Consider the following 26255-nt stretch of genomic DNA (forward strand, 5'->3'; position numbering starts at 1 on the left):
CAACCGAACACCCCCCGGCCGGGCCGCCCCCGGGGGGCGCCACGGCCTGGCAGCGGCAGGAGACACATGGCGACAGAGCCCGAGCCGCAGGGGCCCGCGCGCCGCAGCCCACCGGCCCAGGCGGTCCGCAGCGCAGCAGGCCATGCGCTGCGCACCGCGACCGCCGGCCTGTCGGTGCCCGCAACGACCCACGGCCTCTCCGGCCGCGGCGGCGACTCGACACCGGACTGGCTCGAGCCGGCGATGGCCGCCAACGGCATCGGCTCCTTCGACTGGGACATCCGCCGCGACCTCCTCGAGGGCGACCAGCGGGCCTGCGACATCCTCGGCCTGGACCCCGACCGCTTCGACCGCAGCTCCGCGGCCTTCCTGGCGCTGCTCCACCCCGAGGACGCACCGGTGGTCCGCCGCCGGGTCGAGCGCGCCGTCGCCGAGCTCGGCCAGTGCGGCGCGTACTACCGCACCGTCCACCCCGGCGGCGAGATGCACGCGGTGCGCTTCCGCGGCCGGGTCCTCGCCGACGCCTTCGGCCGCCCCTCCCGCATGGTCGGCTTCGTCTGGGACGCGACCGTCGAGCTCCACAAGCGGGAGAAGGCCGGCGAGATCGCCGCGCTGCGCGAGGAGCGCTCCCGGTTCATCAAGGAGGCCGCCCGGGCACTGTCCGAGGCGGTCACCGTCCGCGACGTCGCCCGCGTCTTCACCGAACTCCCGCTGCCCGGCCTCCCGCCGGACGGCCTGGTGCTCGCCTCCATGGAGGCCGGCCGGCTCGCCGTCCTCGGCGCGAGCGGCTACCGCAGCGAACTGATCGCCCGGCACGACCGCTCCCCGCTGGCCGCCGACCACCCGATGGCGTACGCCGTCCGCACCCGCACACCGGTGTTCATCGCCGACCGCGACGAGTACCGCGAGCGCTACCCGCAGGCCTGGGAGCAGCTCGGCGCCGGCACCGGCCGCAGCGCCTGGGCCTTCCTGCCGCTGGTCGTCAGCGGCCGGGCGATCGGCGTCTGCGTGGTCAGCTTCGACGACGACCGCGAGCTGGACCCCGACGAGCGCACCCTGCTCTCCACCCTCGGCGGCCTGGTCGCACAGTCCCTGGCCCGCGCCCAGCTGCACGACGCCGAGCACGAGCTCGCGGCGAGCCTGCAGCGGGTGATGCTGCCCCGCGCCGTTCCGTCGGTGCCCGGGGTGACCACCGCCGTCCGCTATCTCGCGGCCGGCTCCGGCCTGCAGATCGGCGGCGACTGGTACGACGTGGTGCCGCTGCCCGGCGGCCACGTCGGCCTGGTCATCGGCGACGTCCAGGGCCACGACGTGCACGCGGCCGGCATCATGGGCCAGCTCCGGATCGCCCTGCGCGCCTACGCGGCCGAGGGCCACCCGCCGGCCGCCGTGATGGCCCGCGCCTCCCGCTTCCTCGCCGACCTGGACACCGACCACTTCGCCACCTGCACCTACGCCGAGGTCAACGTCGACTACGGCGTGGTCTACGCGGTGCGGGCCGGCCACCTCGACCCGGTCGTCCGCCGCGGCGACGGCTCGGCCGCCGTCCTGCCGGTCGCCGGCGGCCTGCCGCTGGGCGTCGACCCGGACGAGGAGTACCGCGTCACCCGCTTCAGCCTCGACCCGGGCGAGACCGTGGTGCTCTGCACCGACGGCCTGGTGGAGGCCCGCGGGATGGACCTCGACACCGGCTTCTCCCGGCTGTGCGAGGCGGTCTCCGGCCCGCTGGCGGCCCGCGACGAGTCCGCCCGCGAGCCGCTGGAGGAGCTCGCCGACCGGGTCGCCGCCGGTGCCGCCGACTCCAGCGAGCGCGAGGACGACATAGCGCTGCTGCTGCTCCGCTGGGACGGGCCCTCCGGCGGCCGCGCCGCCCAGCAGCTGCGCCGCCGGATCGGCCAGGCCGACCTGGCGCGGATCTCCGAGCTCCGCGGCGAGCTGCGGGACGCACTGCGCCGCTGGCAGGTGCCGGACCTCATCGACACCGCCGAACTGCTCTCCTCCGAGCTGGTCACCAACGCCATCCGGCACACCGACCGGGACGCGATGTTCACCGCGCGGCTCTACCAGGCGCCCGGCAACGGCCGGGCCCGGCTGCGGGTCGAGGTCGAGGACGAGTCGGACCTGTGGCCGACCCGCCGCACCCCCGGCGAGCAGGCGTCCTCCGGGCGCGGCCTGATGCTGGTCGAGGCGCTGGCGGACGGCTGGGGCGTGGAGCCCCGGGGCTCCGGCAAGCGGATGTGGTTCGAGCTGTCCGCCGAGGGGTCCGCCCCGGCGGACAGCTGATCCGGGGCGTGTCCTGCGACACGCCCCGGCCGTCAGCCGAACTGCTGCTCCAGGTCCTTGAGCTTCTGCTCCAGGGAGTCCAGGCGGGGCAGCGTGATGGTGTCCTCCTCCGGCGTCAGGTCGACGCTGAGCGGGGCCGCCCGGACGGGGAGCCCGGTCCGGGCCGCCCGCGTCTCGGCGGGACGGGCCTCGGCGGGGCCCGCCTCCACGGCTATGACGGGCTCCGCGCCGCTCCCGGCCTCCAGCTGGCGGGCGGCCGCGCGGTGCCGCCAGCCGCTCTGGTGCCGGCCGATGGCGCGCAGCTCGGCCCGCTCGCGGCGGTTGGCGAGGCGGCGGCGCTCCCGGTCGGCGGCGGCGGCCCGCCGGTCGTCGCGGACCTCCTCGACCGCCTCGTCCAGCGTGCGCACCCCCTCCAGCAGCATCAGCGACCAGGCGGCGTACGTCTCCCGCGGGGCGCGCAGCCAGCGGACGATGCGGATCTGCGGCAGCGGACGGGGCACCAGGCCCTGCTCGCGCAGCGCGGCGCGGCGGGTCTGCTTCAGCGCCCGGTCGAAGAGCACGGCCGCCGAGAGCGACATGCCGGCGAAGAACTGCGGTGCACCGGCGTGTCCCAGCCCGCGCGGCGCGTGCACCCAGTTGAACCAGGCGGAGGCGCCGGCGAAGAGCCACACCAGCAGCCGCGAGCCGAGCGCCGCGTCGCCGTGGCTGGCCTCGCGGACGGCCAGCACCGAGCAGAACATCGCGGCGCCGTCGAGCCCGAAGGGCACCAGGTACTCCCAGCCCCCGGAGAGGTTGAGGTTCTGGACGCCGAAGCCGACCAGCCCGTGGAAGGACAGCGCCGCGGCGACGGCCGCACAGCAGAACAGCAGGGTGTACGAGGCGGCCCCGTACAGGGATTCCTTGCGGCGGCGGCGCTCCTCCGAGCGCTCCCACGAATCGCCCCCGCCCGCCGTCGCGCCGGCCCGGTTGCGGGCGAACGCCACCAGTACGGCGGTGACCACCAAGAGGGCCCCGCCGGTGGTGGCCCAGCCCAGTGATATGTCCGACAGTCTCATGACCTGAACCAGCCTCGCTTTCCTGCGTGGGAACGGCTGGTCCATGATGGCGGAGAATTCCCGGGGCCGAAGGCCGGATTAAGGGCGATGCACCGGTGCGGGGGAATTATCGAGGAATATTCGAATGGCAATCATCTTTCCTGCTGTCGCGGGCAGGTGAAACACGCCTCGTTCGGGCGAACCGTGTAGAACAGACAGCAGGTCGCCCGAGTGCGTGTACGGATTCCGCCGGAGAGGCGGAAGGCCGCCCCGCCGACGAACGGCGCCGGGCCGTCGCCGGGCAGCAGCGCCGTCAGCTCCGCCGCCGCGCGTTCCTCCTCGCCGAGCAGGCCGGCCAGGTACCACAGCCCTTCGACCACGTCGTCGGTCGCCGTCCCCCAGAGCGTCCGCGGTCCGCGCCGCAGCTGCGGGCGGAACGCCGCCACCAGCGGCGCCGTGTGCTCGGCGAGGGCGTCCAGCAGTTCGGCGCGCAGCGCGGCCTCGTCCGGCACCACCCGCAGCAGTCCGGTGCCGGCCAGCGGATCGTCCGGCAGCCCGGTCAGGCCGGCCGGGTGCACGGCGAGTTCGCCGGTGGCCCGGCGGATCGCCACCCGCCCGACCGGCAGCCGGGGCACCCGGCGCTCCAGGAACCAGGGGAGGGTGAACGCCAGGGCGGTCGGCCACAGGTGGCGGTGCAGGCAGAACCCGGCCGCGACGTCCGGGCGCAGCGGCGTGCCGTAGTCGCGCAGACCGGCCTCCGCGTCGAAGGCGATCGCGGTGCGCATGGCGTCCGGGTCGGTGGCCAGGTCGGCGGCGGACATCCAGCCGTCGCCGGACGGCAGCGGCCCGCAGTGCACGCGCATGGCCGGGTGGGCGGCGGCGAGGCGGCGGTAGCTGTCGGCGAGCGGCGGCTCGGCGGCGGCCTCGGCCGGGGCGGCCTCCACGGTGGTCACGGTCATGCGGGCCCCAGCGGGACGGGGCTCGGAAGGAGCCCGGGGACGGCGTAGGTAGGCAGTCCCGTCCGGGGCACTGCTCTCCCCGGACAGGTTAGCCTTACCTTAGCTCACGCCGTCCCCGGTGTCCGCGCCGCGGTACCGTCCGGCAGGCCGGGCTGCGCAGGCACCCGCAGCCGTCCGGCCAGCCACACCGGCACGCCGCCCAGCGCCTGCACCAGCCGGGCCGCCTCGGCGCGCAGCCGGGCCGCCTCCGCCGGGTCCGCGACCTCGGCCAGCGCGGCCAGTGCCGGCGCCACCCCGACCGTGAAGCCCAGCTCCTCGCGCAGCCGCAGCGAGGCCCGGAAACCCTCCCGGGCCCGCTCCAGGTCGCCGCCCGCCAGCGCCAGCCCCGCCAGGTGCCGCCAGGTGTACGAGCGGAGCAGGTCGTCGTGCCGCTCCAGTGCCGCGTCGTGCGCCCGCCGGTAGGCGATCCGGGCCGCCACCGGGTCGTGCAGCAGGTGCTCCGCGACCAGGCCGCGCCGGAAGTCCAGCAGCGGCCGGCCCGGCGCGTCCGGCGCCAGCAGGGCCGAGGTGCGACCGAGCGCCGCCTGTGCCTCGTCCAGTCGGTCGCGCCGGCCCAGCACGCTGGCCACGTACGCCAGGAAGCCGCGCGCACACGCCGCCGCGGCCCGTTGCGGGGGCGCCGCCGCCCCGGCCTCGGCGAGGCGCAGCGCGGCCTCCGCCTCGGCCCAGTGCGCGGCCGTGAACAGGCACTGCTCGATCAGGAGTTCGGCCCTCTGCAGGGCCGCCGCCGGATCGCGCCCGGCCTGCGGGCGCAGCAACTCGGCAGCCTCCTGCCAGCACCCGCGCGACCGCAACCGCCACACGGCTTCCGCCAGGCCGCCCTGGGCCCTCCCGTGCTCCGACAACGCCACCTCCTCGTGTGCGCCATCCAGCAGGGCGCGGGCCCTCCCCATCGGCCTGCGCTGTGGCGGCAATTCAACACGGGGGCGCGCTTGTGCACCAGATCACGAGCGGCACTGATTGCGGAGGGTCGCCCTCCGCCCGACGGTGGATCAGGACGTCCAGCCAGTCTCCATCAGGGCCTCCGCCGCGCCGTTCGCCGGCTGCGGGATGCCCGCCGCGTCCACCGTGAACAGCGCCACCAGCAGTTGCTCGCCGCGCACCACCGCCTGGTGCGAGAACCCGGCCAGCGTGAACATCGCGGCCGCCATCTCCTCGCTGTGCAGCGTCTGCATCCACAGGCACTCCACGGCCTTCACGTCCGCCGGATCGGACCAGGTGTCCACCTGCGCCACCATCCGGGTGCCGAGCAGTGTCACCGCCTCGCGGTCCTGCCCCTCCGTCAGCTCCAGGTCCTCGAAGCCCAGCCACTGCAGGTAGCGCGCCGCCGCCAGCACCGCGTCCTGCGAGGTGCGCACCGGCTGCGGGCGGAACGGGGGCCGCATCAGCCGGTGCCGGCCCGGCTGCGGTGCCACCGGCTCCGGCGGCACCGCCGTCGTGTACGGCCGCGCACCGGCGGGCCGCCCGCTCGGACCCGCCGCCGGCAGCCGCGGCGCCCGGTCCACCGGGAGCCGCACCGTGGCCCCGCAGTTGCAGGTGAACTCCGGCTGCGGCCACTGGTCGTTGCGCCCGCAGTGCGGACAGCGCATGCTCAGCCAGGAGTCCTCCCACGACCGGAACCGCACCTGCACCGGCACCCCGCCCCGCAGCAGCGGCACCCGCAGCTGGGCCCCGCACGGGCACGGCAGGCTCGGCGCCTCGTACACGTGCTCGGCCCGGCAGGCCGGGCAGCGGATGGCGCTGGCACCCGCGGCCGGGACGGGACCGGCCGCCTGGTCGCTGAAGTCGTCGGGCAGCGGCACTGCGGTCATGGCTGGCACCGTCCGTTCGGTGTCGGCTGGGCAGGTCACCCCCCATCTTCGCTGATCCGGGCAGGTGGCGGAGTGGATTACGGCAAACCTCAGGGAGAGTTAAGGGGCATACAACCCGACCCCGGCGCCGCCCCCTCCGAACGGCGGGGGCCGCTGTGCCACCAGCGCACGAGAGTGGCCCAACGGCCTTGTACAGAGGCGCCGTTCACCCCTGCGAGGCCGTCCAGCGGGCCAGGTCGGCCGGCGTGTCCAGGTCGTCCGGCACCGCCACGTCCCCGCACTCCACCAGCAGGAGCTCCCCGGCGTGCGCGGCGAGCAGGGCGCGCGCCCCCGCGTCCCCCTCGGCACCGGCCGCCGCCTCCGCGAACAGCCCCGCACCGATCAGCACCGGATGCCCCCGCCGCCCCGCGTACGCCGCCGCCACCAGCCCGCCGCCGGCCCGGTGCGCCGCCAGCAGCCGGGCCACCGCCTCCGGCGTCACCCCCGGCGTGTCCACCAGCATCACCAGCACCGCCGAGACGTCCGCCGGCAGCGCCGCCAGACCCGCCCGCAGCGACGAGCCCATCCCGCTCTCCCACGCCGGATTGTCGACCAGCAGGCAGCCGGTCGTCTCCGCCTCCGCCCGCACCCGCTCCCGCGCCGCCCCCAGCACCGCCACCAGCGGCCCGCAGCCGCCCGCCCGGACCACCCCCAGCGCGTGCTCCAGCAGCGGCCGCCCGCGGTACGGCACCAGCGCCTTGGGCCGCCCGCCCAGCCGCCGCCCGCCCCCCGCCGCCAGCACCAGGCCGGCCACCCGAAGATCCGTCATGACCCCAGTCTCCCGACGCCGCGCCGTCCGCGGCAGTTGTGCGATCCCACAAGGGGACGTCGCAGGCCGGCGCCGCACCCCGGCGCTTCCGCCGCTGGCCGCACCCCCCGCCCGGCGCCTGTACTGGGCCCATGGCACCCAGTACCACCGCCCCCGGCAACGGACATCCGCACCGCGCGCCCCTGGTCGACCGCTACGGCCGGGTCCACACCGACCTGCGGATCTCCCTCACCGACCGCTGCAACCTGCGCTGCACCTACTGCATGCCCGCCGAGGGCCTGAACTGGCTGCCCCGCCCCGAACTCCTCACCGACGAGGAGATCGTCCGCCTCGCCCGGATCGCCGTCCACCGCCTCGGCATCCGCACCCTGCGCCTCACCGGCGGCGAACCCCTGCTCCGCCGCGGCCTGCCCGGACTGCTCGCCGCCCTCGCCGGCATCCCCGGCCCCGACGGCGGCCCGGAGCTCTCCCTCACCACCAACGGCATCGGCCTCGCCCGCACCGCCGCCGACCTCAAGGCCGCCGGCCTGCACCGGGTCAACGTCTCCCTCGACACCCTCCGCCGCGACCGGTACACCGAGATCACCCGCCGCGACCGGCTCGCCGACGTCCTCGACGGACTCGCCGCCGCCCGCACCGCCGGCCTCGACCCGGTCAAGGTCAACGCCGTCCCCGTCCGCGGCACCAACGACGACGAACTCTGCGACCTCGTCGACTTCGCCGCCGGCCACGGCTACCGGATGCGCTTCATCGAGTCCATGCCGCTCGACGCCCAGGGCGCCTGGGACCGCAACCGCATGGTCACCGCCGAGGAGATCCTCACCACCCTCGGCCGCCGCTGGGACCTCGTCCCCGTGGGCCGGCACGGCAACGCCCCCGCCGAGGAATGGCGGATCGCCGGCACCGACACCGTCGTCGGCGTCATCGCCTCCGTCACCCGGCCCTTCTGCGGCGGCTGCGACCGCGTCCGGCTCACCGCCGACGGCCAGCTCCGCAACTGCCTCTTCGCCACCGAGGAGTCCGACCTGCGGGCCCTGCTCCGCGGCGGCGCCGACGACGACCGGATCGAAGCCGCCTGGCGCGCCACCATCGCCCGCAAGGGCCCCGGCCACGCCATCGACACCGCCGGCTTCGTCCGCCCCGACCGCCCGATGTCCGCGATCGGCGGCTGACCCGCCCCGCACCCCGCGGCTTGACCCGGCGGGACGGCCCCTGCTCTGCTGGTGCGCCGCTACCGCCACACCGTCGGGGGAGAACCCGTGCGCGCCCGCCGAACCACCGCCCTGTCCGCCCTGCTGCTGCCCGCCCTCCTGCTCACCGCCTGCACCTCCGGCACCACCGGCACCTCCTCGGACAACGTCGCCGCCCTCGGCACCAGCCCCCTCCAGAACCCCGACGGCACCAGGCCCGGCCTCGCCCCGCTCACCACCGCCGCCGACCGCAAGGCCGGCCACGACCTGATCGCCAAGGTCCGCACCGCCCCGCCCGGCCCGCGGACCGGCTACGACCGCGACCAGTTCGGCCCCGCCTGGACGGACAACGTCGACGGCACCGCCCTCGGCCACAACGACTGCGACACCCGCAACGACCTGCTCGCCCGCGACGGCCGCTCCGTCCAACACAAGTCCGGCTCCACCTGCACCGTCACCGCCATGACCATCCACGACCCGTACACCGGCAGGACCGTGCAGTGGACGAAGGCCCAGGCCACGAAGATCCAGATCGACCATGTGATGCCGCTCTCCTACGACTGGCGGATGGGCGCCTCCAAGTGGGACAAGGCCAAGCGGGTCAGGATCGCCAACGACCCCCTCAACCTCGTCCCCGCCGACGGCTCCCAGAACTCCGCCAAGGGCGACTCCGGCCCCGCCGAATGGCTCCCCGCCGACCCGAAGATCCGCTGCGCCTACGCCGTCCGCTTCGCCCAGGTCTCCCTCAAGTACGACCTCCCGGTCACCCCCGCCGACAAGCAGGCCATGCTCGCCCAGTGCAGCTGACCCCGGCGGTCGGCCACGACCGGGAGCGACCCGGACCGGTCGGGCCGGCAGAGGAAGGGGCGCGGGGAACCGCGCGAGTCGGAAGGTGCCGGTCGGCTTCTTCCACTGCGCGCAGTTCCCCGCGCCCCTTCGGGTCGGCCCTGCTACTCGGCTGCGGTCAGGTCGTAGAGGGTGGTGCTGCCGACGGTCTTGGCGGTGAAGTTCTCCTGGACCCAGCTCGCGATCTCCGAGGAGTCGGAGGAGCCGCCCATCCCGCCACCCCCGCCGAAGCCGCCGCCGCCGATGAACCAGTGCACCTTGCCCTCCTTCACGTACTGCTGGAACCGGGCCAGCGTCAGCGACGGGTCGGTGCCGTTGAAGCCGCCGAGCGCCATCACCGGTTCGCCGGTGGCGAGCTGGTAGCTGGCCTGGTTCTGCGAGCCGACGGCGGCCGCGACCCAGGTGTACTTGCCGGCGTCCTGCTTGAGCAGGGCGGCGACCTCGCTGCTGACCCGGGCGCCGTTGAGCAGACCGCCCATCCCGCCGGGCCCGCCCGTGCCGCGCCCGGTCCGGCCCTCGCCGCCCGCCCCGTCCATGCCGGGGAAGCCGTTCCGGCCGTTCGCACCCGGGAGGCCGTTCTGGCCGTTCATGCCTGGAAGGCCGTTCATGCCCGGGAAGCCGTTCTGGCCCTGGGTCTGACCCTGCGCCTGGCCCTGGCCGTTCCGGCCGCCCTGCACACCCGGGGGGAAGCCCGTGCCGCCGGGTGCGCCGCCCGCCCGGAACCGGCCGCCGCCGGGGCCGCCGAAGCCGCCGCCCTGGACCTGCGGACCGGCCGTGACGATGGAGCCGCTGTGCCCGGTGGAGACGGTCTGCAGGGCGTAGGCGGTCGGCCCGCCGAGTGCCGCGGCCAGCGCCGCCAGCCCGGCGACCGTGGCCAGCCGTGCCCCGAGGCGTCCGCTCACCCGGCCGGCGAGCGGCAGCACGACCGCCGCGGCGAGTCCGCCGACCAGCACCGCCCAGCGCAGCCACGGCACGAAGTCCGCGCTGCGGCCCAGCAGCACGTACGCCCAGACCGCGGTGACCGCGACCACGGCGCCCAGCAGTGCCGCGTACGGCAGCCGGTGCCGGGCCCGCCAGAGGCCGTCCGCGCCCATGCCGACGAGTGCGGCGACCGCGGGGGCCAGCGCCACCGTGTAGTACTGGTGGAAGATGCCGGACATGAAGCTGAAGGTCAGGGCGGTGCAGAGCAGCCAGCCGCCCCAGACCAGGAAGCCGACCCGGGCGCTGTCGGTGCGCGGGTACCGGCGGGTCGCCCAGAGGCCGAACACCAGCAGGACGAGTGCGGCCGGCATCAGCCAGGCGATCTGCCCGCCGATGTCGCCGTCGAAGAGCCGGGTGATGCCGGTCTCGCCCCACATGCCGCCGCCCGTGCCGCCGCGGCCACCGCCGCCGACGCTGCCGGTCTCGTTGCCGGTGATCCGGCCGAAGCCGTTGTAACCGAAGGTCACGGACAGGAAGTCGTTGTCCTGGGAGCCGCCGATGTAGGGACGGGCGGAGGCCGGGACGAGCTCGACGATCGCCACCCACCAGCCGCCGGCGACCACCATGGCGAGGCCGGCCCACAGCAGCTGGCGGACCCGGCGGCCGAGCCCGGTCGGCGCGGTGACCAGGTAGATCAGCGCGAAGGCCGGCAGCACCAGGAAGGCCTGCAGGGTCTTGGTGAGGAAGCCGAAGCCGAACATCGCACCGGCGAACACCAGCCAGCGGGTGCTCGCGGTCTCGGTGGCCCGCACCACGCCGTACGCGGCGAGGGTGAGCAGCAGGACCAGCAGCGCGTCCGGGTTGTTGAAGCGGAACATCAGCGCCGCGACCGGGGTCAGGGCCAGGGCGGCACCGGCCACCAGGCCGCCGAGGGCGGAGAACCGGCGGCGGACCGTCGCGTACACCGTGGCGACCGTCGCCACCGCCATCAGCACCTGCGGCGCGAGGATGCTCCACGAGCTGAGGCCGAAGATCCGGACCGACAGGGCCATCGGCCACAGCGACATCGGCGGCTTGTCGACGGTGATGAAGTTCGCGGCGTCGGAGGAGCCGTAGAAGAAGGCCTTCCAGCTCTGCGAGCCGGCCTGTACCGCGGCCGAGTAGAAGGAGTTCGCCCAGCCGGAGGCGGACAGGTTCCAGAAGTAGAGGACGGCGGTGGCGGCCAGCAGGGCCAGCAGCGCCGGCCGGGCCCATCGCGGGTCGTCCGGGCGGCCGCGCCGGGCGCGGCCGGGCAACGTCCGCAGCCGGTCGCCCCAGCTGGAGGGCCCCTTGGGGCCGGGCGCCGGCGGGTCGGCCGGCGGGAAGAGCGGATCGACCGGGGCCCGATCGCCGGCTGGCGACGGCGGCGGGTAGTTCGCAGCCTCGGGCCACGGTTCGCTGGTCGGAGGAACGGGACGGGTCGTGGTCATGGGCGATACGCTCGCCGCGCAGGCTGAGAGCTCCATGAGAGTGGCCTATGAGGCCGGTGTGATCTTCTTCGGCCGCCCCGGCCGCCCTCCACCCGTCCGGATGCGGCCTGCGGCCCGTCGGTGCGTCAGCCCGCGGGCTGCGGCGGGGCCAGGCGCCGGCCGAGCCACTCCAGGGCGGGCGGGATCTCCCGGGTCCAGGTGTGGAAGTTGTGGCCGCCGCTGTCGAGGGTGATGGTGGACACCTCGGTGGGCGCCTTGAACGCGGCGACCATCTTCTGGGTGGCCGCGTAGTTGTGCTCGTTGCGGCTGGTGGCGAGCAGCAGCGAGACCGGCCGGCCCGGCTGCGTGCGCAGCCGCCACAGCAGGTCGTTCTCCTGCTTCAGGCTGGGCCGGCCGCCGAACAGGTCGCCGGTGGTCGGATCGACCGGGGCGGTGTAGTAGCCGGACAGCGAGATCGCCGAGCGGTACGAGTCGGGCTTGCGCAGCGCGAACTTGAGGGCGCAGTAGCCGCCGGTGGAGTCGCCGATCGCGGCGCGGGCGTCCGGCCGGTCGAGGATCCGGTAGCTGCCGGCCATCGCCCTGGGGAGGTCCTCGGTGAAGAAGGTCTCCACCTGCGGGCCGTTGGGGACGTCCATGCACTCGGTGTCCCGGTTGCCGACCAGGGTGGGCCGCATCATCACCAGCACGGTCGGCGGCAGCTGCGAGGCCTGGATCGCCTTCAGGGTGGAGTCCGGGTACTCCAGCAGCGAGATCAGCTTCTCTGCGGAGCCGGGATAGCCGGAGAGCACCAGCGCCATCGGGAAGCGGCTGTGCGCGTACTCGGGCTGGAAGTACTGCGGCGGCAGGTACACGTACGCGGGGGTGCCGGTCAGGCCGGAGGAGGCGCCGCGGATGCGGACCTTCTCGATCACCCCGGAGCGGTCCTGGGCGGATCCCTGCGAGGAGTACACCTTCTGTTGGCCGGTCACCGAGACGGCCTTGCCGCCGGGTTCGTGGTCGACGACCGTGCCCTGCTTGCCGTCGGTGCCGAGCAGGTCGCTCCAGGTGGTGTAGAAGCCGAAGTAGGCGTTGGCGACCAGGCCGATCGCCGCGAGGACGGCCAGCTGGGTGCCGAAGAACGCGCCGAGCCGGCCGAGCCAGGACTTCCAGCCGCGCCCGGCCAGCCTCGGCCACAGCCACATGGTGGCGGCGAAGGCTCCGACGGCGAGGAGGACGGCGAGGACACGCAACGGCAATCCGGTCAGGCTCAACACGCGTTGATCGTAGAGGACTGTCAGAAACCGCTCAGACCACCCCCAGGCTCTGTCAAGAATGTGCACGGACGGCCCGCCCGCCACCTGCGTCCGCCCTGCGACGCACCTGCGGTGACGGCCCGTCGGCAGCCCGGCGCGGGTCGATCCAGGGCGCGTGGCCCCCGTGTGCCTCTTGTGGGCAAGTCCTGGCGGCGTCCGGGGGACGGGGCGGTGTGTCGGCCCCTTGCACCGTGCGGCGCCTGCCTACGCTGCTGAGCAGCCGTCACATCCACGCCCTCGCACCGCCGGCACCGCCGGCGTGCCCGACCCCGGGAGGGCGCATGGCGTCAGCGCCGCCGCCATCACCGCCACCGCCGAGCAAAGCCGCCGAAAAGGCCGTCGCGCGGCCGGGGGTGCTGCACCGGCTGGGTTCGTGGTGCGCCCGGCACGGCGTCCTGGTGCTGGTGGCGTGGCTGGTCGCACTGGCCGGCATCCAGGTCGTGGACCGGGCGGTCGGCGGCACCTTCTCCGACGACTTCAACATCTCCAGCAGCCAGGCGCAGAAGGGCCTGGAGGTGCTGCGGGCGCACAACCCGGCCGCGGGCGGCGTCGGCTCGCAGATCGTGCTGCACGACGAGCAGGCGCTGACCGGCTTCCCGGACCAGATCGACCAGGTGGTCGCGAACCTGGGGAAGCTGCCGCACGTGCTGTCGGTGCAGAACCCGCTGCCGCAGCCCGGCCAGCCGACCACCCAGACGCCCAACGGCCCGCTCTCCACGGACGGGCTGACCGCCTTCATCACCTTCAAGACCGACGCCAACCCCAGTACCTACGGCAGCGACTACCTGACCCAGGTGGACGACGCGGTCGCCCCGCTGCGCCAGGCCGGGGTGCAGGTCGAGTACGGCGGACCGCTCGGCGAGGCGGCCCGGCCCAAGGCGGACGACCGCAGCAGCGAGGCGATCGGCTTCGCGGTGGCGATCGTGGTGCTGCTGATCGGCTTCGGCAGCGTGATCGCTGCGGGCCTGCCGCTGATCAACGCGCTGATCGCGGTGATCGTCGGCCTCGGCTGCCTGGGGTTGTTGGCCGCGGCGACGACCTTCGCGACCGTGTCGCCGACCCTGGCCACCATGATCGGCCTGGGTGTCGGCATCGACTACGCGCTGTTCCTGCTGACCCGCTACCGGCAGGGGCTGATGGACGGCGTGGACCCGGTGGGCTCGGCGGGCCACGCGGTGTCCACCGCGGGCCGGGCGGTGCTGGTCTCCGGCTGCACGGTGATCATCGCCCTCGCGGGCCTCTCGGTCTCCGGCGTCAGCTTCATCTCCAAGCTGGGCCTGGCCGCGGGCGTCACCGTGGTCACGGCGGTCGCCGGTGCGCTGACCCTGCTGCCGGCGATGCTCGGCATCATCGGCCGGGCGATCGACCGCTGGCACGTCCGCAAGCCGGTCGCGGAGACCGACGCAGCGCCGGGCGAAGAGGCCACCGGCACCTGGCACCGGTACGCGCAGGTGGTGGAGCGCCACCCGTGGCGGTTCCTGATCTCCGGTGTGGCCGTGGTGTGCGTGCTGGCGATCCCGCTGTTCTCCATCCAGCTCGGGCACATCGACGACGGCGCCGACCCACCCTCCTTCACCGACAAACAGGCCTTCGACCTGATGTCGGACGCCTTCGGCCCGGGCTCCAACGGCCCGCTGACGGTGGTGATCGACCAGACGACGGTGCCGGCGGCGAGCCAGCAGGCGGTGGCCACCTCCGTCCAGCAGGCGCTGGCCGGCACCCCGAACATCGCGAGCATCGGCCCGTTCCTGCCGTCCGGCGACAACGACGTGCTCACCTCCACGGTGATCCCGGCCCAGCAGCCGCAGGACGAGAAGACCACCGAGCTGGTCAACAGCCTGCAGGACACCGTGCTGCCGCAGGCCGTGGCGAACACCCCGGCGGTCACCTACGTGACCGGCACGACCGCCGCCCAGGTCGACTTCCGCGACATCGTCGCCAGCCGGCTGCTGTCGATCATCGCGGTGGTGGTCGGGCTGGCCTTCCTGATCATCCTCATCGTCTTCCGCGGCCTGCTGGTGGCGGTGAAGGCGGCGGTGCTGAACCTGCTGTCGATCGCCGCCTCGTACGGCGTGGTGGTGGCCGTGTTCCAGTGGGGCTGGGGCGGTCCGGCGCTCGGGGTGTCGGGCACCGTGCCGATCGAGAGCTACGTGCCGATGATGATGTTCGCCATCGTCTTCGGCCTCAGCATGGACTACGAGGTCTTCCTGCTCTCCCGGGTGCACGAGATGTGGCTGCGCACCGGTGATGCCGAGAACAGCGTGGCCCACGCGCTGGAGATCACCGCACGGGTGATCACCTGCGCAGCACTGATCATGGTGAGCGTGTTCGCGGCCTTCATCCTGAGCGACAACATCGTGGTGAAGATGCTGGGCCTCGGCCTGGCGGTCAGCGTGCTGATCGACGCCACCATCGTCCGGCTGCTCATGGTGCCGGCGGTGATGACACTGCTCGGCCCGCACGCCTGGTGGACACCGCACTGGCTGGACCGGATCCTCCCGCACCTCAACCCGGAGGGCGACGAGGACTGAGCCGACTCGTCCGGTGACGCGGGGTTGCGGACGGCGCCGTCCGGGTCGAGAGACCCGTCCGGCGCCGTCCGTGTCGGTCCGTCAGCCGACCGCGGTGGCGGTGATGCCCTGGGCGCCGCCGGCGGCGCCGGGGACCTCGGTCCAGTTGCTCCACCGGCCGGCGGAGTAGTCGGCGTCGCGGGTGTAGACCCGGCCGTCGGCGGCGACGGCGTAGTAGTGGGCGGTGCTGCCGATCGAGGCGCTGGCGAGGTGCTTGAGGCTGCTGCTGTCCATCTTGGTCCAGCTGCCCCAGGTGCCGGCGGAGTAGTCGGCGTCGTTGTTCCACATGGCGCCGTCCGCGCCGATGATCTCCAGGTGGACGGAGTTGCCGACCGCGGTGGCGGTGATGCCCTGGGCGCCGCCGGCGGCGCCGGGGACCTCGGTCCAGTTGCTCCACTCGCCGGCGGAGTAGTCGGCGTCGCGGGTGTAGACCCGGCCGTCGGCGGCGACGGCGTAGTAGTGGGCGGTGGAACCGATCGAGGCGCTGGCGAGGTGCTTGAGGCTGCTGCTGTCCATCTTGGACCACACGCTCCAGGTGCCGGCGGAGTAGTCGGCGTCGTTGTTCCACATGGCGCCGTCCGCACCGATGATCTCCACGTGGACGGAGCCCGTCCCCGTGCCGGCGGTGGTGTCGACGACGTTCTTGTAGCGGAGCGCCTTGTACTCGCTGTTGGGGTGGCCGTCGAAGGACGCCGCGTTGATCGAGACGCCGGTGGCGTGCCGTACGGGCGTCGAGCCGAACGAGTAGTAGGAGAACTTGGTGTGCGCCGCGTCGTCCCACTTCTCGAAGAGGATCACGTGGTTGTAGTAGCTGTTCAGGATGTCGCCGGGCTTGAGGTCCTTCCGGGAGATCTCGTACGTCCGGGAGTCGGCCAGCGACTGGGTGTTCTCGCTGGTGCCGAGGTGCCAGGCCATCGACACGTAGCCCGAGCAGTCCGTGCGGTAGAGGCGGCCGCTGGAGTCCGGGTAGCTGCCGCCCTGGTTGTAGGCGATGCTCTTGCCGTACCAGAACTGGGCCCGCTGGATGATCTCCGAGCGGGTGATCTGGCCGTCCACCGAGGAGCTGGCGGCGTGCGCCGCGGTCGCGGTGAAGGCGGTGGTCGCGACGGCGCCGGAGGCGGCGATGGCGGCGGCGAGGGCGATGCGGGCGATCTTGGACGTCTTGGCAGGCATGGTGGTGGTCCTCGAGGTGAACGGATCCGTGGCGGATCGAAGGCAAGGGGATGCCCGACCGGCGACGGGCTGCGGTTCTGCGGGCAGGGCAGGGCGGGGCAGCACGGACAGGGCGGGGTGCGGCGGTTCGGCCCGAAGGGCCGGGAGAAGTCGGGCAGGGCCCTGGGACGGACGGGGCGTGGCCGGATCGGCGGGCCCGCGGCGTCGGCCGGCGTCGCGGAACACGGGGGACGGCTGTCCTGCAGGAACAGCGGTCACGGCCGTGGCTGTGCCGGGTCGGTCTGCGAACGTGGTTGAGGGCGGCGGGAGTTCAGCCGAGAGCGGGGTTGCCGGCGGTCGGCGCGGGGGCCGGCGGCAGGTAGCGCCGGTGGAGCAGTGGCGAAGCCCGGTGGCTTCGGGCGATCAGGCCGTGGACCCGGCAGGGGGCGAGGGACGCACCGGCGGTGTCCGGGGCCCGGGTGAGGAGATAGAGCAGGAGGTCGACACGGTCGTCCAGGATGCGGACGGAGGCGTGCTGGAGTCCGTCGTCGGGTCGGGCGTGCGCCCACAGGACACCGAGCACTTCGGCCGCCTCGCCGGGCGGGGCCGGGTCGGCCGGGTGCCTGCGGTGCAGGCTGGCGTAGACGATGTCCACCCCGGGTCAGCCACCCCAGCCGAGGCTCCCGTCGGCCTGCACGGTGGCGGAGGCCGACGGGGCGAGGACGGCGGGAGCGAGGACGAGGGCGCTCAGGGAGACGGCGACGACCGCGGCGGCCTGGGCGATACGGGTGCGGATCACTGGAGGAGTCCTTTGCTGTCGGAACGGTGACGGGGATTCCGGTGGGTGTCCCGCGGTCGACACCTTCCGGCTGCCGTTCGGGCTGTCTCCCTGGCGGCGATCACTAGCTTCGCCGCCCGCCGAGGGTGCCGGGAAGGGCTTCCGGGTGTCGCCAACCAGCCAGTCCGACTCCGGACATGCTGTCATGTCTGCGACAAGAAAATTGTCGTGATCCGTCCGCCCCGCAGCCGTGCGCAAGGGGCGAACAGGGGCGATGCCGCTCAGGACAGAATCCGCCGACATATGCTCCGACCTGCGGCGAAAGGCCACCGATTGATCTTGAAGTGGGATCGTCCGGGCTGCGAGGATGCCGTTCTGCCGCCACCGCGGCACCCGAACCATCGATCCGGGGGGATCTCATGTTGGAGGCACTGGGCCTGTCGGCCGCTGCCACCGCGGTCTACCAGACCATGCTCGACCACCCTGCCGACGGTGTGGACGAGCTGGCCGCCCGCTGCACGCTGACGGCCGTCCAGGTCCACGGCTGCCTCGACGAACTCGGCGAGCTCATGCTCGTACGCGCCTCGGCCGACCACCCGGGGCAGATGCGTGCCATCGATCCCGCGATCGGCCTAGCCGACATGGTCGCCCGCCAGGAGGCCGACCTCGCCGCCCGCCAGGCCGCTCTCGCCGCCTCCCGCGCCGCCGTCAGCCGCATGGTCGCCGAACGCGCCGAGCACCGCGCCGGACACGGCGAACGCCTCCTGGGCATGGACGCCATCCACGCCCGCCTCGAACAGATGGGCCGCGCCACCACCACCGAAGTCCTCAGCAGCCAGCCCGGCAACCAGCGCACCGAGGACCTCGACGCCTCCCGCCGCGCCGACGCCGAGGTCCTCGCACGCGGCGTCACCATGCGCACCCTCTACCAGGACGCCACCCGCCACCAGCCCCACGTCACCGCCTACGCGCACTGGCTCCTGGGCCGGGGAAGCGAGGTACGCACCGCCCCCGCCGTCCCCCAGCGCCTGATCATCACCGACCGCAGCCAGGCCCTCGTCCCCATCGACCCCGCCGACAACCGCAAGGGCGCCCTCCACATCACCGAACCCGGCATCCTCCACGCCCTGCTCGACCTGTTCGAACAGGCCTGGAACACCGCCGTCCCCCTCGGAGCCACCAACCCCACGGACCCCGCCAGCGGTCTCACCCCCACCGAACGCCACCTCCTGCGTCTGCTCGGTTCCGGACTCACCGACGACACCGCGGGCCAGCGGCTCGGCATCTCCTCGCGCACCGTCGGCCGCCACATGGCCTCCATCATGGAACGCCTCAACGCCACCAGCCGCTTCGAGGCCGGCATCAAAGCCGCCCAGAAGGGCTGGCTCTGACCCCACCCGGCGGCAGGGGTGTCCCGGTCGCGCGGTGCGCAGGAGTGGGCGCGGCCGCCGCCCGGTGAACCGGGCGGCGGCCGCTGTTTCGTGACGGTCCTACCGGGTGGGGGTCAGGCCGTCACGGGTAGGAGACGACGTTGGACGGGGTGGTGGAGGTGCCGGAGGTGGGGGCGCCGGTGTCGTTCACCACGTGGGCGAACTGGCCGTTGCCACCGAGGGAGTTGACGAGGATGTCGTGCAGCTTCACGCCGGCCTTGACCGGGACCTCGAAGCCGTGGTCCATGACGATCGTCGGGTCGACGTTGAAGTAGCAGTAGCTGCCCAGGCCCCAGCCCTCGTGGGTGTTGACGGCGTCGTCGACCTTGTAGGCCGCGTAGCCGCGGGTGCTGCCGTTCTGGATGGCGGCCTGGTTGGGGGCGTCGTACGCCTTCTCGTTCTGGAAGAAGATCGTGCGGCCGCCGTTGCCCTTCCACCAGACGTCGTACTTGTTGAAGTGCTCGACGAACAGGCCGGTGGCCAGCACGTCGTTGCCGCCGACGACGAAGCCGTAGTCGGAGCGGTTGGTCTCCCAGCCCACGCCGGCGCCGTGGTCGGCGCGCCAGATCCAGGTGTGGTCGACGACGGTGTTGTTGCTGTTGATCACCATGCCGTTGGTGGCCTTGCCGGCTCCGGCGCCGCCCACGCGGACGAAGACGTCCTGGACGACGGTCGGGTTGGCCGCGTGGCTCGCGCCCGGGCCGGCGTCGCCGACCTGCAGCAGGGCGGGGGAGTTGACGGTGCCGGCGTCCAGCAGCAGGCCGGCCAGCTTGACGCCGCCCACGTCGGCGACCTTCATCGCGGTCACGCCGTTGTCCGGGACGACGGTGGCGAGGCCGAGGCCGAGCACCACGGTGTTCGGGCGGGTGATGTTGATGGTCCGGTCGACGTGGTAGACGCCGGGGGTGAAGAGCAGGTCGAGGCCCTGGGCCAGCGCCTGGTTGATGGTGGCGGCGGTGGCGCCCGGCTTGACCACGTAGAACTGGCTCAGCGGCAGCGAGGAGCCCTGCGGTGCGCCGTTGCCCCAGGAGGTGCCGCGGGCGTTGGTGCGCTTCGCGGGCACGAAGACCTTGTAGTCGTTGCCGTCCAGGTGGAGGAACGGCTTCTCCTGCGAGATCGGGGTGGTGTCGAGCGTGGTGTACGGCGGGTTCGGGAAGCCCTGGGCGGGGGCGCCCTGGACACCGGAGAAGGTCTGGTTCCAGACGCCGTTGGAGAAGCCGCCGATCGAGCTGTCGCGGGTGTACCACTGCTGCTGCGAGTAGTTGCCGATCTGGCCGTCGATCTTCGAGTCGGCGATGTAGCCGCCGGAGGCCCAGCCGTAGCCGTTCGGCGCCAGGTTGAGGCCGCCCTCGACGTGCATCCGGCGGAACGGCGCGGCCTGCGAGACGGCCCAGCGGTCGGTGCCGCTGACCGGCTTGAGGTGCAGGTTCTCGGCGGAGCGCCAGAAGTTCTGGGTGGCGTTGCCGTTGAACCAGCCGGCGTCGACGGTGACGTCGCCGTTGAAGGTGGTGTCGTCGGGGCTGAGGCCCAGGCCCTGGATCGAGGTGTAGAAGCCGATCTGGGCGTTGATGTTGTTGTACGTGCCGGGCTTGAACAGAAGCGCGTACCGCTCGTTGCCGAACTGGTTCGACTCCTGCTTGGTGAAGACCTCGTCGACCTTGGCCTGGATGTTCGGCGTGGACGGGTCGAAGACCATCACGTTGGGGCCGAGGTCGCCGCCGCCCTGGACGGGCGGGACGGTGCTGCCGCCGCCGGTGTGCACGGCGAACTCCCAGAGCGAGTAGCCCCAGGCGGTGCCGCGCTGGGTGCCGTAGACCCGCACGTAGCGGCCGGTGCCGGTGACGTTGAGGGTCTCGTTGCCGCCGGCTCCGGTGGTGGTGGAGTGGACCGTCGTCCAGGTGCTGCCGTCGTTCGACGTCTGGATCTGGTAGGCCTTGCCGTACGCGGCCTCCCAGTTCAGCTGGACCTGGCAGATGTCCTGGACGGAGCCTAGGTCGACCTGCAGCCACTGCGGGTCGCTCGCGGCGGAGGACCAGCGGGTGCCGGTGTTGCCGTCGACGGCGGCCGAGGCCGGGGTGCCGGCGTTCTCGGTGCTGGAGGCGGTGGCGGCCTTGCCCTGGGCGGCGTTGGTGGTCGCGCAGGTGCCCGGGGTGGTGCCCGCGAACGAGCCGAAGACCTGGAACTCCCAGAGCGAGTAGCCGTAGCCGGTCGCCCGGGTGACGCCGTTCATCCGCACGTAGCGGCCGGTGCCGGAGACGTTGAGGGTCTCGGTGCCGCCGGCGCCGGTGGTGGTGGAGTGGACGGTCGTCCAGGTGGCGCCGTCGGCGGAGGTCTGGATCTGGTAGGCCTTGCCGTAGGCGGCCTCCCACTGGAGCACGACCTTGCTGATGGCCGCCGAGGCGCCGAGGTCGACCTGGATCCACTGCTGGTCGCTGGCGGCGGAGGACCAGCGGGTGCCGGTGTTGCCGTCGACGGCGTAGGCGGCCGGGGTGCCGCCGTTCTCCACGGACGATGCGGTGACCGTCCGGCCCTGGGAGATCAGGGTGTCCGCGGCGTGGGCGGCGCTGCCGGGCAGCGCCAGGACGGCGCCCGAGAGCAGGGCCATGCCGAGCAGGGCGGCGGAGCTGCGGCGGCCGGCTCTGGCGCCGGGGCGTGCTGAAGTGAGCCTCACGGGCTTCTCCTGCGGTGGGGTGGGTGGGGGTTTTTGTGGGGGGGCGCGGACGTCGTGCGTCGGCGTGGGGACCGGCCCGCGACTGGCGGGCCGGCGCGGCGCAGGGGCGCCGGAGAACTGCGGGGCAGGGCGGTGCCGGATCCTTGCGGCTGAGCCGAGAGAGCGCTCCCCGGAGGGAGTCTGTGGGGCTGCGATCTCGGGTGTCAAGTCCTTCGACCGGAGTTCCGGTACGGATCAACACGCCTGCGGGGAGCCGTCGTTGACCCGTCGCAGACTGTCGCCCGCGGCGGGTTTCCGCAGGTCGCAAGGGGTCCGGCAGGGCTGCACCGGCCGAGCACCGGCAGACCCCGGCCGAGCACCGGGCGGGGCCGCGGAGGACTGCACGGGACGGGACGCGTCCGCACGGACGTTCCCGGTCCGCGCGGTCTCCCGGGCGTCCGACCGGCCGCCCGCGTGCCGTCGGCGGCGGCTCCCGGCCCGCCGCGGGTCAGCCGGCGGCCGCCGCCGCCAGCCGGGCGGGCAGCTCGCCGCCGGACTGCAGGAAGTGCCACAGCGGCAGGGTCGCGGCGCCGACGGTCACGGCGTCCGGCCCCAGCCGGCCGAGGTCGATCGAGGTCTGCGCGCGGGGGAAGCGCAGCGCGTACGCGGTGGCGGCGTCCCGGATCGCGGGCAGCAGGCGCGGCCCGAGCATCAGCCCGGCCCAGCCGCCGATCACGATCCGTTCCGGGTTGAACAGGTTGATCAGGTCGGCGATGGCCGCGCCGAAGTACTCGGCGGCCTCGGCGAGCAGCTCGACGGCGTCCGCCTCGCCGGCCTCGGCGGCGGCCAGCAGGGCGGCCAGCCCGGCCTTCTCGCTGGACCCGGCGGGGGCCCGGCCCCAGCGCTCGACCAGCGCCTCCGCGCCGACGTAGGCCTCCAGGCAGCCGCGCGAGCCGCAGCGGCACAGCCGCCCGCCGACGTGCACCTTGGTGTGGCCCCACTCGCCGGCGCTGCTGGTGGCGCCGCGGAAGCGGGCGCCCTCGGCGATCACGCAGGCGCCGACGCCGGAGCCGAACAGTGCGACCACCGCGTGCCGGGCGCCCCGGCCCGCCCCGAACCACATCTCGGCCTGGCCGAGCGTCTTGGCGCCGTTGTCGACGTACAGCGGCAGGTCGGTGCCGGCCCGCAGCATCCGGCCGATCGGCACGGCGTCCCAGTCCACGGTCTGGCTGTGCACCACGATGCCCGCGCCGTCGGTGCCCGGGTCGCCCTGTTCGACGATGCCGGGGACGCCCACGCCCACGCCGAGCACGGTGGCCGGGTCGGTGCCGGTGGATTCCAGCACCTCGGCGAGCCCGGTGAGGATCAGCTCGACGACGTGGTCGGAGTCGTGGCCGCAGTCCGAGAGGGGGTGGTCGCTGGCGGCGAGCTCGGTCAGCCCGAGGTCGAACAGGGCGACCCGCACCTGCGTCTCGCCGACGTCCACGCCGACCAGGTGGGCCCGGCCGGGCGGCACCTGGAGCAGGATGCGCGGGCGGCCGCCGTCCGACTCGACCGAGCCGCACTCCTCGACCAGCCCGTCCGCGAGCAGTTCGCCGACCACGTTGCTGACCGATCCGGCGCTCAGACCGCTGACCTGCCCCAACTCCTGCCTGCTCAGGGGCCCTTCGAAATACAACCGTTGCAATAGGGTCGATCTGCTGCCGCGCCGCAGGTCGCGGACCGTCTGCTTGCCTCGCTCTGCCATCGGTTCTCCCTCCTGCAGCGAATCTATCGCTGCCCGTCCTCTTGACGCCAGCTTTTCTCACACGTTAAATCACGGCCTGAAGAAAGCCTCGGAAGGTCGATCCGGGGCCCTTCCACCCCCACCACGCCATCCACCCGCCCGAGAGGGGCATGGTCATGCGTATCAACCGTCTGGCTGCTGCGACCGCCGTCGTCGCGACTCTTGCACTCACCGCCACCGCCTGCGGAGGCGGCTCCAGCACCTCCGGCTCCGGCGACAACAGCAGCCCCAAGACGCTCACGTACTGGGCCAGCAACCAGGGCACCAGCCTCGAGAACGACAAGCAGGTCCTGGAGCCCGAGCTCAGAAAGTTCGAGCAGCAGACCGGCATCAAGGTCAAGCTCGAGGTCATCCCCTGGTCCGACCTGCTCAACCGCATCCTCGCCGCCACCACCTCCGGCCAGGGCCCCGACGTCCTCAACATCGGCAACACCTGGTCCGCCTCGCTCCAGGCCACCGGCGCGCTGCTGCCCTTCGACGACGCCGCCTTCGGCAAGATCGGCGGCAAGGACCGCTTCCTGCCCGCCACCATCGCCTCCGCCGGCGCAGCCGGCAAGGACCCGGCCGCCGTCCCGCTGTACTCCATGGCCTACGGCCTCTACTACAACAAGAAGATGTTCCAGGCCGCCGGCATCGAGCACCCGCCGGCCACCTGGGACGAGCTGGTGGCCGACGGCCAGAAGCTCACCAAGGACGGCAAGTTCGGCATCGCCGTCGAGGGCGGCAACGTCTCCGAGAACGTCCACCACGCCTTCACTCTCGGCAAGCAGCACGGCGCCGACTACTTCGACGCCTCCGGCAAGCCCGCCTTCGACACCCCCGAGGCCGTCGCCGCGATCAAGCAGTACGTCGACCTGATCGCCAAGGACAAGATCGCCGCCCCGGGCAACGCCGAGTACGCCAACAACCAGACCCTCACCGACTTCGCCACCGGCAAGGTCGGCATGATGATGTGGCAGTCCGCCGGCGCCAACCTCAAGTCGCACGGCATGAACCCCGACGACTACGGCGTCGCCCCCGTCCCCGTCCCCGCGGGCGCCTCCGGCACCAAGCTCACCAGCTCCATGGTCGCCGGCATCAACCTCGCCGTCTTCAAGAACACCAAGAACCTGAACGGCGCGCTGGACTTCGTGAAGTTCATGACCGGCAAGGACGAGCAGATCCAGCTCAACAAGACCTACGGCTCCATCCCGCCGGTCAAGGACGCCCAGGGCGACCCGGCCTTCGCCACCCCCGAGCTCCAGGCCCTCTCCAAGGTCCTCGGCACCAGCGCCCAGCCGCTCCCGCAGGTCGCCAACGAGAGCCAGTTCGAGACCCTGGTCGGCACCGCCGTCAAGAACCTGCTCGCCGCGGCCGCCGCCGGCAAGCCGGTCACCGACGAGTCCGTCAAGGCCGAACTCGCCAAGGCCCAGCAGCAGATGCCGGCCAACTGACGTGCGACAGCGACTCGGCCGACTGCGCCTGACCCCTTCGAGCCTGCCCTACCTGCTCCTGCTCCCGGCACTCGCCCTGGAGCTGCTGATCCACCTGGTGCCCATGGTGGTCGGCATCGCGATGAGCTTCAAACAGCTCACCCAGTTCTACATCCGGGACTGGTCGTCCGCACCGTGGACTGGCCTCGGGAACTACCGCATGGCGGTGGACTTCAACGCCCCCGTCGGCCAGTCGCTGCTCAACTCGTTCTGGGTGACCTGCGCCTTCACGATCCTCGCCGTCGGCCTCTCCTGGCTGGTGGGCACCACGGCGGCGATCATGATGCAGGACTCCTTCAGAGGCAGAGGGCTGCTCCGCGCAGCCTTCCTGCTGCCCTACGCCCTCCCCGTCTACGCGGCCGTCATCACCTGGTCGTTCATGTTCCAGCGGGACACCGGGCTCATCAACCACGTCATCCACGACCAGCTCCACCTCACCTCGGACCGGCCGTTCTGGCTGATCGGCGACAACAGCTTCACCGCACTCGTCACCGTCTCCGTCTGGCGCTCCTGGCCGTTCGCCTTCCTCACCCTGACGGCCGGTCTGCAGAACATCCCCCGCGAGCTCTACGAGGCCGCCGCCATGGACGGCGCCGGCATCTGGCAGCAGATCCGCCGGATCACCCTGCCCTCGCTGCGCCCGGTCAACCTGGTCCTCGTGCTCGTCCTCTTCCTCTGGACGTTCAACGACTTCAACACGCCGTACGTGCTCTTCGGCAAGTCGGCACCGGAAGCCTCGGACCTCATCTCCATCCACATCTACCAGTCCTCCTTCGTCACCTGGAACTTCGGCGCGGGCTCCGCCATGTCGGTGCTGCTCCTGCTGTTCCTGCTGCTGGTGACGTCGGTCTACCTGTTCATCACCTCGCGTCGGAGGGGCGCCGATGATTAACCCGCCCGCGTCCTTCCGGTGGACCCGCCGGATCGTGCTCGCCCTGCTCGCGGTCTTCACCCTCGTCCCGGTCGGCGTCATGGTCAGCTCCTCGCTGAAGCCGCTCCAGGACGTCCAGGGGCCGTTCCGCTGGATACCGAGCACGCTCACCGTCCGCCCGTACTTCGACATCTGGAAGACCGTGCCGCTCGGCAAGTACTTCCTCAACTCGATCATCGTGGCCGGCGGAGCGACGATCTTCTCGGTGCTCATCGCGATCCTCGCCGCCTACGGCGTCAGCCGCTACCGCTTCCGCGGCCGCCGGCTGTTCACCGTCACCGTGCTGTCGACGCAGATGTTCCCCGGCATCCTCTTCCTGCTGCCGCTGTTCCTCATCTTCGTCAACATCGGCAACACCACCGGCGTGGCCCTCTACGGCAGCCGCGGCGGACTGATCCTCACCTACCTCACCTTCTCGCTGCCCTTCTCGATCTGGATGCTGGTCGGCTACTTCGACTCCATCCCGCGGGACCTCGACGAGGCCGCCCTGGTCGACGGCTGCGGCCCGGTCCGGGCCCTGGTGCGGATCATCATCCCGGCCGCCATTCCCGGCATCGTCGCCGTCGCCGTCTACGCCTTCATGACCGCCTGGGGCGAGGTCCTCTTCGCCTCCGTCATGACCAACGACGAGACCCGCACCCTCGCCGTCGGCCTCCAGGGCTACGCGACGCTCAACGACGTGTACTGGAACCAGGTCATGGCCGCCTCCCTGGTCGTCAGCGTCCCCGTGGTCGCCGGCTTCCTCCTCCTGCAGCGCTACCTCGTCGCCGGCCTCACCGCCGGCGCCGTCAAGTGACCCTGATTGAAAGGCCA

Annotated in this window: 20 protein-coding genes; 8 read left to right on the forward strand and 12 right to left on the reverse strand. The window is 72.9% G+C overall.

Annotation, left to right across the window (positions count from 1 at the left end; genetic code table 11):
- Positions 1-66: 66 nt before the first annotated feature.
- The gene (locus AB0M03_RS32295) at positions 67-2283 is read left to right on the forward strand and encodes a SpoIIE family protein phosphatase (RefSeq protein WP_363498116.1); all 2217 of its coding nucleotides are present in this window, start codon (positions 67-69) and stop codon (positions 2281-2283) included.
- Between the two features lie 32 nt (positions 2284-2315).
- Here the strand turns inward: AB0M03_RS32295 and AB0M03_RS32300 are convergent, their stop codons facing one another.
- From AB0M03_RS32300 to AB0M03_RS32320, 5 genes are all read right to left on the reverse strand, one after another.
- Entirely contained in the window at positions 2316-3338 is a 1023-nt protein-coding gene (locus AB0M03_RS32300; protein WP_363498119.1) for a DUF2637 domain-containing protein, read from the reverse strand.
- Between the two features lie 131 nt (positions 3339-3469).
- Entirely contained in the window at positions 3470-4276 is an 807-nt protein-coding gene (locus AB0M03_RS32305) for a (2Fe-2S)-binding protein (RefSeq protein ID WP_363498122.1), read from the reverse strand.
- A gap of 104 nt (positions 4277-4380) precedes the next feature.
- Positions 4381-5181 carry a hypothetical protein gene (locus AB0M03_RS32310; RefSeq protein ID WP_363498125.1) on the reverse strand — a complete coding sequence of 267 codons (801 nt, stop codon included), beginning with the start codon at positions 5179-5181 and terminating at the stop codon, positions 4381-4383.
- 147 nt (positions 5182-5328) lie between these two features.
- Positions 5329-6147 carry a hypothetical protein gene (locus AB0M03_RS32315; protein ID WP_363498128.1) on the reverse strand — a complete coding sequence of 273 codons (819 nt, stop codon included), beginning with the start codon at positions 6145-6147 and terminating at the stop codon, positions 5329-5331.
- Between the two features lie 205 nt (positions 6148-6352).
- Positions 6353-6955: a nucleotidyltransferase family protein gene (locus AB0M03_RS32320; protein WP_363498131.1), complete on the reverse strand. Its 603-nt coding sequence runs from the start codon at positions 6953-6955 to the stop codon at positions 6353-6355.
- 131 nt (positions 6956-7086) lie between these two features.
- On the opposite strand from AB0M03_RS32320, the gene moaA reads away from it, so the two are divergent.
- The gene (gene moaA / locus AB0M03_RS32325; protein WP_363498134.1) at positions 7087-8127 is read left to right on the forward strand and encodes a GTP 3',8-cyclase MoaA; all 1041 of its coding nucleotides are present in this window, start codon (positions 7087-7089) and stop codon (positions 8125-8127) included.
- Between the two features lie 138 nt (positions 8128-8265).
- Positions 8266-8952 carry an HNH endonuclease family protein gene (locus AB0M03_RS32330; protein ID WP_363498202.1) on the forward strand — a complete coding sequence of 229 codons (687 nt, stop codon included), beginning with the start codon at positions 8266-8268 and terminating at the stop codon, positions 8950-8952.
- Between the two features lie 143 nt (positions 8953-9095).
- On the opposite strand, the gene AB0M03_RS32335 is transcribed toward AB0M03_RS32330, so the two are convergent.
- Positions 9096-11381, reverse strand: a complete 2286-nt coding sequence (locus AB0M03_RS32335) for a glycosyltransferase family 39 protein (RefSeq protein ID WP_363498137.1) — start codon at positions 11379-11381, stop codon at positions 9096-9098.
- Between the two features lie 125 nt (positions 11382-11506).
- On the reverse strand, positions 11507-12634 hold the full coding sequence (locus tag AB0M03_RS32340) for an alpha/beta hydrolase-fold protein (RefSeq protein WP_363498140.1): 1128 nt from the start codon (positions 12632-12634) through the stop codon (positions 11507-11509).
- A 320-nt stretch (positions 12635-12954) separates the two neighbouring features.
- Here AB0M03_RS32340 and AB0M03_RS32345 point away from each other — a divergent pair, with 320 nt between their 5' ends.
- Positions 12955-15204, forward strand: coding sequence for an MMPL family transporter (locus tag AB0M03_RS32345; protein ID WP_363498143.1), 2250 nt, complete (start codon positions 12955-12957; stop codon positions 15202-15204).
- Between the two features lie 81 nt (positions 15205-15285).
- Here the strand turns inward: AB0M03_RS32345 and AB0M03_RS32350 are convergent, their stop codons facing one another.
- The 3 genes from AB0M03_RS32350 to AB0M03_RS32360 form a co-directional block, all read right to left on the reverse strand.
- The gene (locus AB0M03_RS32350) at positions 15286-16416 is read right to left on the reverse strand and encodes a hypothetical protein (protein ID WP_363498146.1); all 1131 of its coding nucleotides are present in this window, start codon (positions 16414-16416) and stop codon (positions 15286-15288) included.
- Positions 16417-16726: 310 nt separating this feature from the next.
- Positions 16727-17050: a hypothetical protein gene (locus AB0M03_RS32355; protein ID WP_363498149.1), complete on the reverse strand. Its 324-nt coding sequence runs from the start codon at positions 17048-17050 to the stop codon at positions 16727-16729.
- A 6-nt stretch (positions 17051-17056) separates the two neighbouring features.
- Positions 17057-17194 carry a hypothetical protein gene (locus tag AB0M03_RS32360; RefSeq protein WP_363498151.1) on the reverse strand — a complete coding sequence of 46 codons (138 nt, stop codon included), beginning with the start codon at positions 17192-17194 and terminating at the stop codon, positions 17057-17059.
- Between the two features lie 398 nt (positions 17195-17592).
- Between AB0M03_RS32360 and AB0M03_RS32365 the strand changes: the two genes are divergently transcribed.
- Complete coding sequence (locus AB0M03_RS32365; RefSeq protein ID WP_363498154.1) at positions 17593-18564, forward strand: helix-turn-helix transcriptional regulator; 972 nt, start codon at positions 17593-17595, stop codon at positions 18562-18564.
- A 121-nt stretch (positions 18565-18685) separates the two neighbouring features.
- Here AB0M03_RS32365 and AB0M03_RS32370 read toward each other — a convergent pair whose 3' ends face one another.
- Together AB0M03_RS32370 and AB0M03_RS32375 are read right to left on the reverse strand one after the other, a co-directional pair.
- On the reverse strand, positions 18686-21208 hold the full coding sequence (locus AB0M03_RS32370; protein WP_363498205.1) for a discoidin domain-containing protein: 2523 nt from the start codon (positions 21206-21208) through the stop codon (positions 18686-18688).
- Positions 21209-21761: 553 nt separating this feature from the next.
- Positions 21762-23000 (reverse strand): ROK family transcriptional regulator, encoded by a 1239-nt coding sequence (locus AB0M03_RS32375; protein WP_363498157.1) that lies wholly within the window; start codon positions 22998-23000, stop codon positions 21762-21764.
- Between the two features lie 155 nt (positions 23001-23155).
- Here AB0M03_RS32375 and AB0M03_RS32380 point away from each other — a divergent pair, with 155 nt between their 5' ends.
- From AB0M03_RS32380 to AB0M03_RS32390, 3 genes are read left to right on the forward strand one after another with little or no spacing between them, the layout of a single operon-like run.
- On the forward strand, positions 23156-24472 hold the full coding sequence (locus tag AB0M03_RS32380; RefSeq protein WP_363498160.1) for a sugar ABC transporter substrate-binding protein: 1317 nt from the start codon (positions 23156-23158) through the stop codon (positions 24470-24472).
- A 1-nt stretch (position 24473) separates the two neighbouring features.
- Positions 24474-25403 (forward strand): sugar ABC transporter permease, encoded by a 930-nt coding sequence (locus AB0M03_RS32385; protein WP_363498163.1) that lies wholly within the window; start codon positions 24474-24476, stop codon positions 25401-25403.
- Positions 25396-26238, forward strand: a complete 843-nt coding sequence (locus AB0M03_RS32390; protein WP_363498166.1) for a carbohydrate ABC transporter permease — start codon at positions 25396-25398, stop codon at positions 26236-26238. The genes AB0M03_RS32385 and AB0M03_RS32390 overlap by 8 nt, the downstream gene beginning before the upstream one ends.
- Positions 26239-26255 lie beyond the last annotated feature (17 nt).

This window comes from Kitasatospora sp. NPDC051914, assembly GCF_040680995.1.
Taxonomy (GTDB): domain Bacteria; phylum Actinomycetota; class Actinomycetes; order Streptomycetales; family Streptomycetaceae; genus Kitasatospora.

Coding starts and splice junctions, on each gene's coding strand:
- AB0M03_RS32345 (WP_363498143.1), top strand. CDS start 12,955: ATGGCGTCAGCGCCGCCGCCATCACCGCCACCGCCGAGCAAAGCCGCC.
- moaA (WP_363498134.1), top strand. CDS start 7,087: ATGGCACCCAGTACCACCGCCCCCGGCAACGGACATCCGCACCGCGCG.
- AB0M03_RS32375 (WP_363498157.1), bottom strand. CDS start 23,000: ATGGCAGAGCGAGGCAAGCAGACGGTCCGCGACCTGCGGCGCGGCAGC.
- AB0M03_RS32315 (WP_363498128.1), bottom strand. CDS start 6,147: ATGACCGCAGTGCCGCTGCCCGACGACTTCAGCGACCAGGCGGCCGGT.
- AB0M03_RS32305 (WP_363498122.1), bottom strand. CDS start 4,276: ATGACCGTGACCACCGTGGAGGCCGCCCCGGCCGAGGCCGCCGCCGAG.
- AB0M03_RS32295 (WP_363498116.1), top strand. CDS start 67: ATGGCGACAGAGCCCGAGCCGCAGGGGCCCGCGCGCCGCAGCCCACCG.
- AB0M03_RS32370 (WP_363498205.1), bottom strand. CDS start 21,208: ATGGCCCTGCTCTCGGGCGCCGTCCTGGCGCTGCCCGGCAGCGCCGCC.
- AB0M03_RS32365 (WP_363498154.1), top strand. CDS start 17,593: ATGTTGGAGGCACTGGGCCTGTCGGCCGCTGCCACCGCGGTCTACCAG.
- AB0M03_RS32335 (WP_363498137.1), bottom strand. CDS start 11,381: ATGACCACGACCCGTCCCGTTCCTCCGACCAGCGAACCGTGGCCCGAG.
- AB0M03_RS32380 (WP_363498160.1), top strand. CDS start 23,156: ATGCGTATCAACCGTCTGGCTGCTGCGACCGCCGTCGTCGCGACTCTT.
- AB0M03_RS32320 (WP_363498131.1), bottom strand. CDS start 6,955: ATGACGGATCTTCGGGTGGCCGGCCTGGTGCTGGCGGCGGGGGGCGGG.
- AB0M03_RS32390 (WP_363498166.1), top strand. CDS start 25,396: ATGATTAACCCGCCCGCGTCCTTCCGGTGGACCCGCCGGATCGTGCTC.
- AB0M03_RS32350 (WP_363498146.1), bottom strand. CDS start 16,416: ATGCCTGCCAAGACGTCCAAGATCGCCCGCATCGCCCTCGCCGCCGCC.
- AB0M03_RS32300 (WP_363498119.1), bottom strand. CDS start 3,338: ATGAGACTGTCGGACATATCACTGGGCTGGGCCACCACCGGCGGGGCC.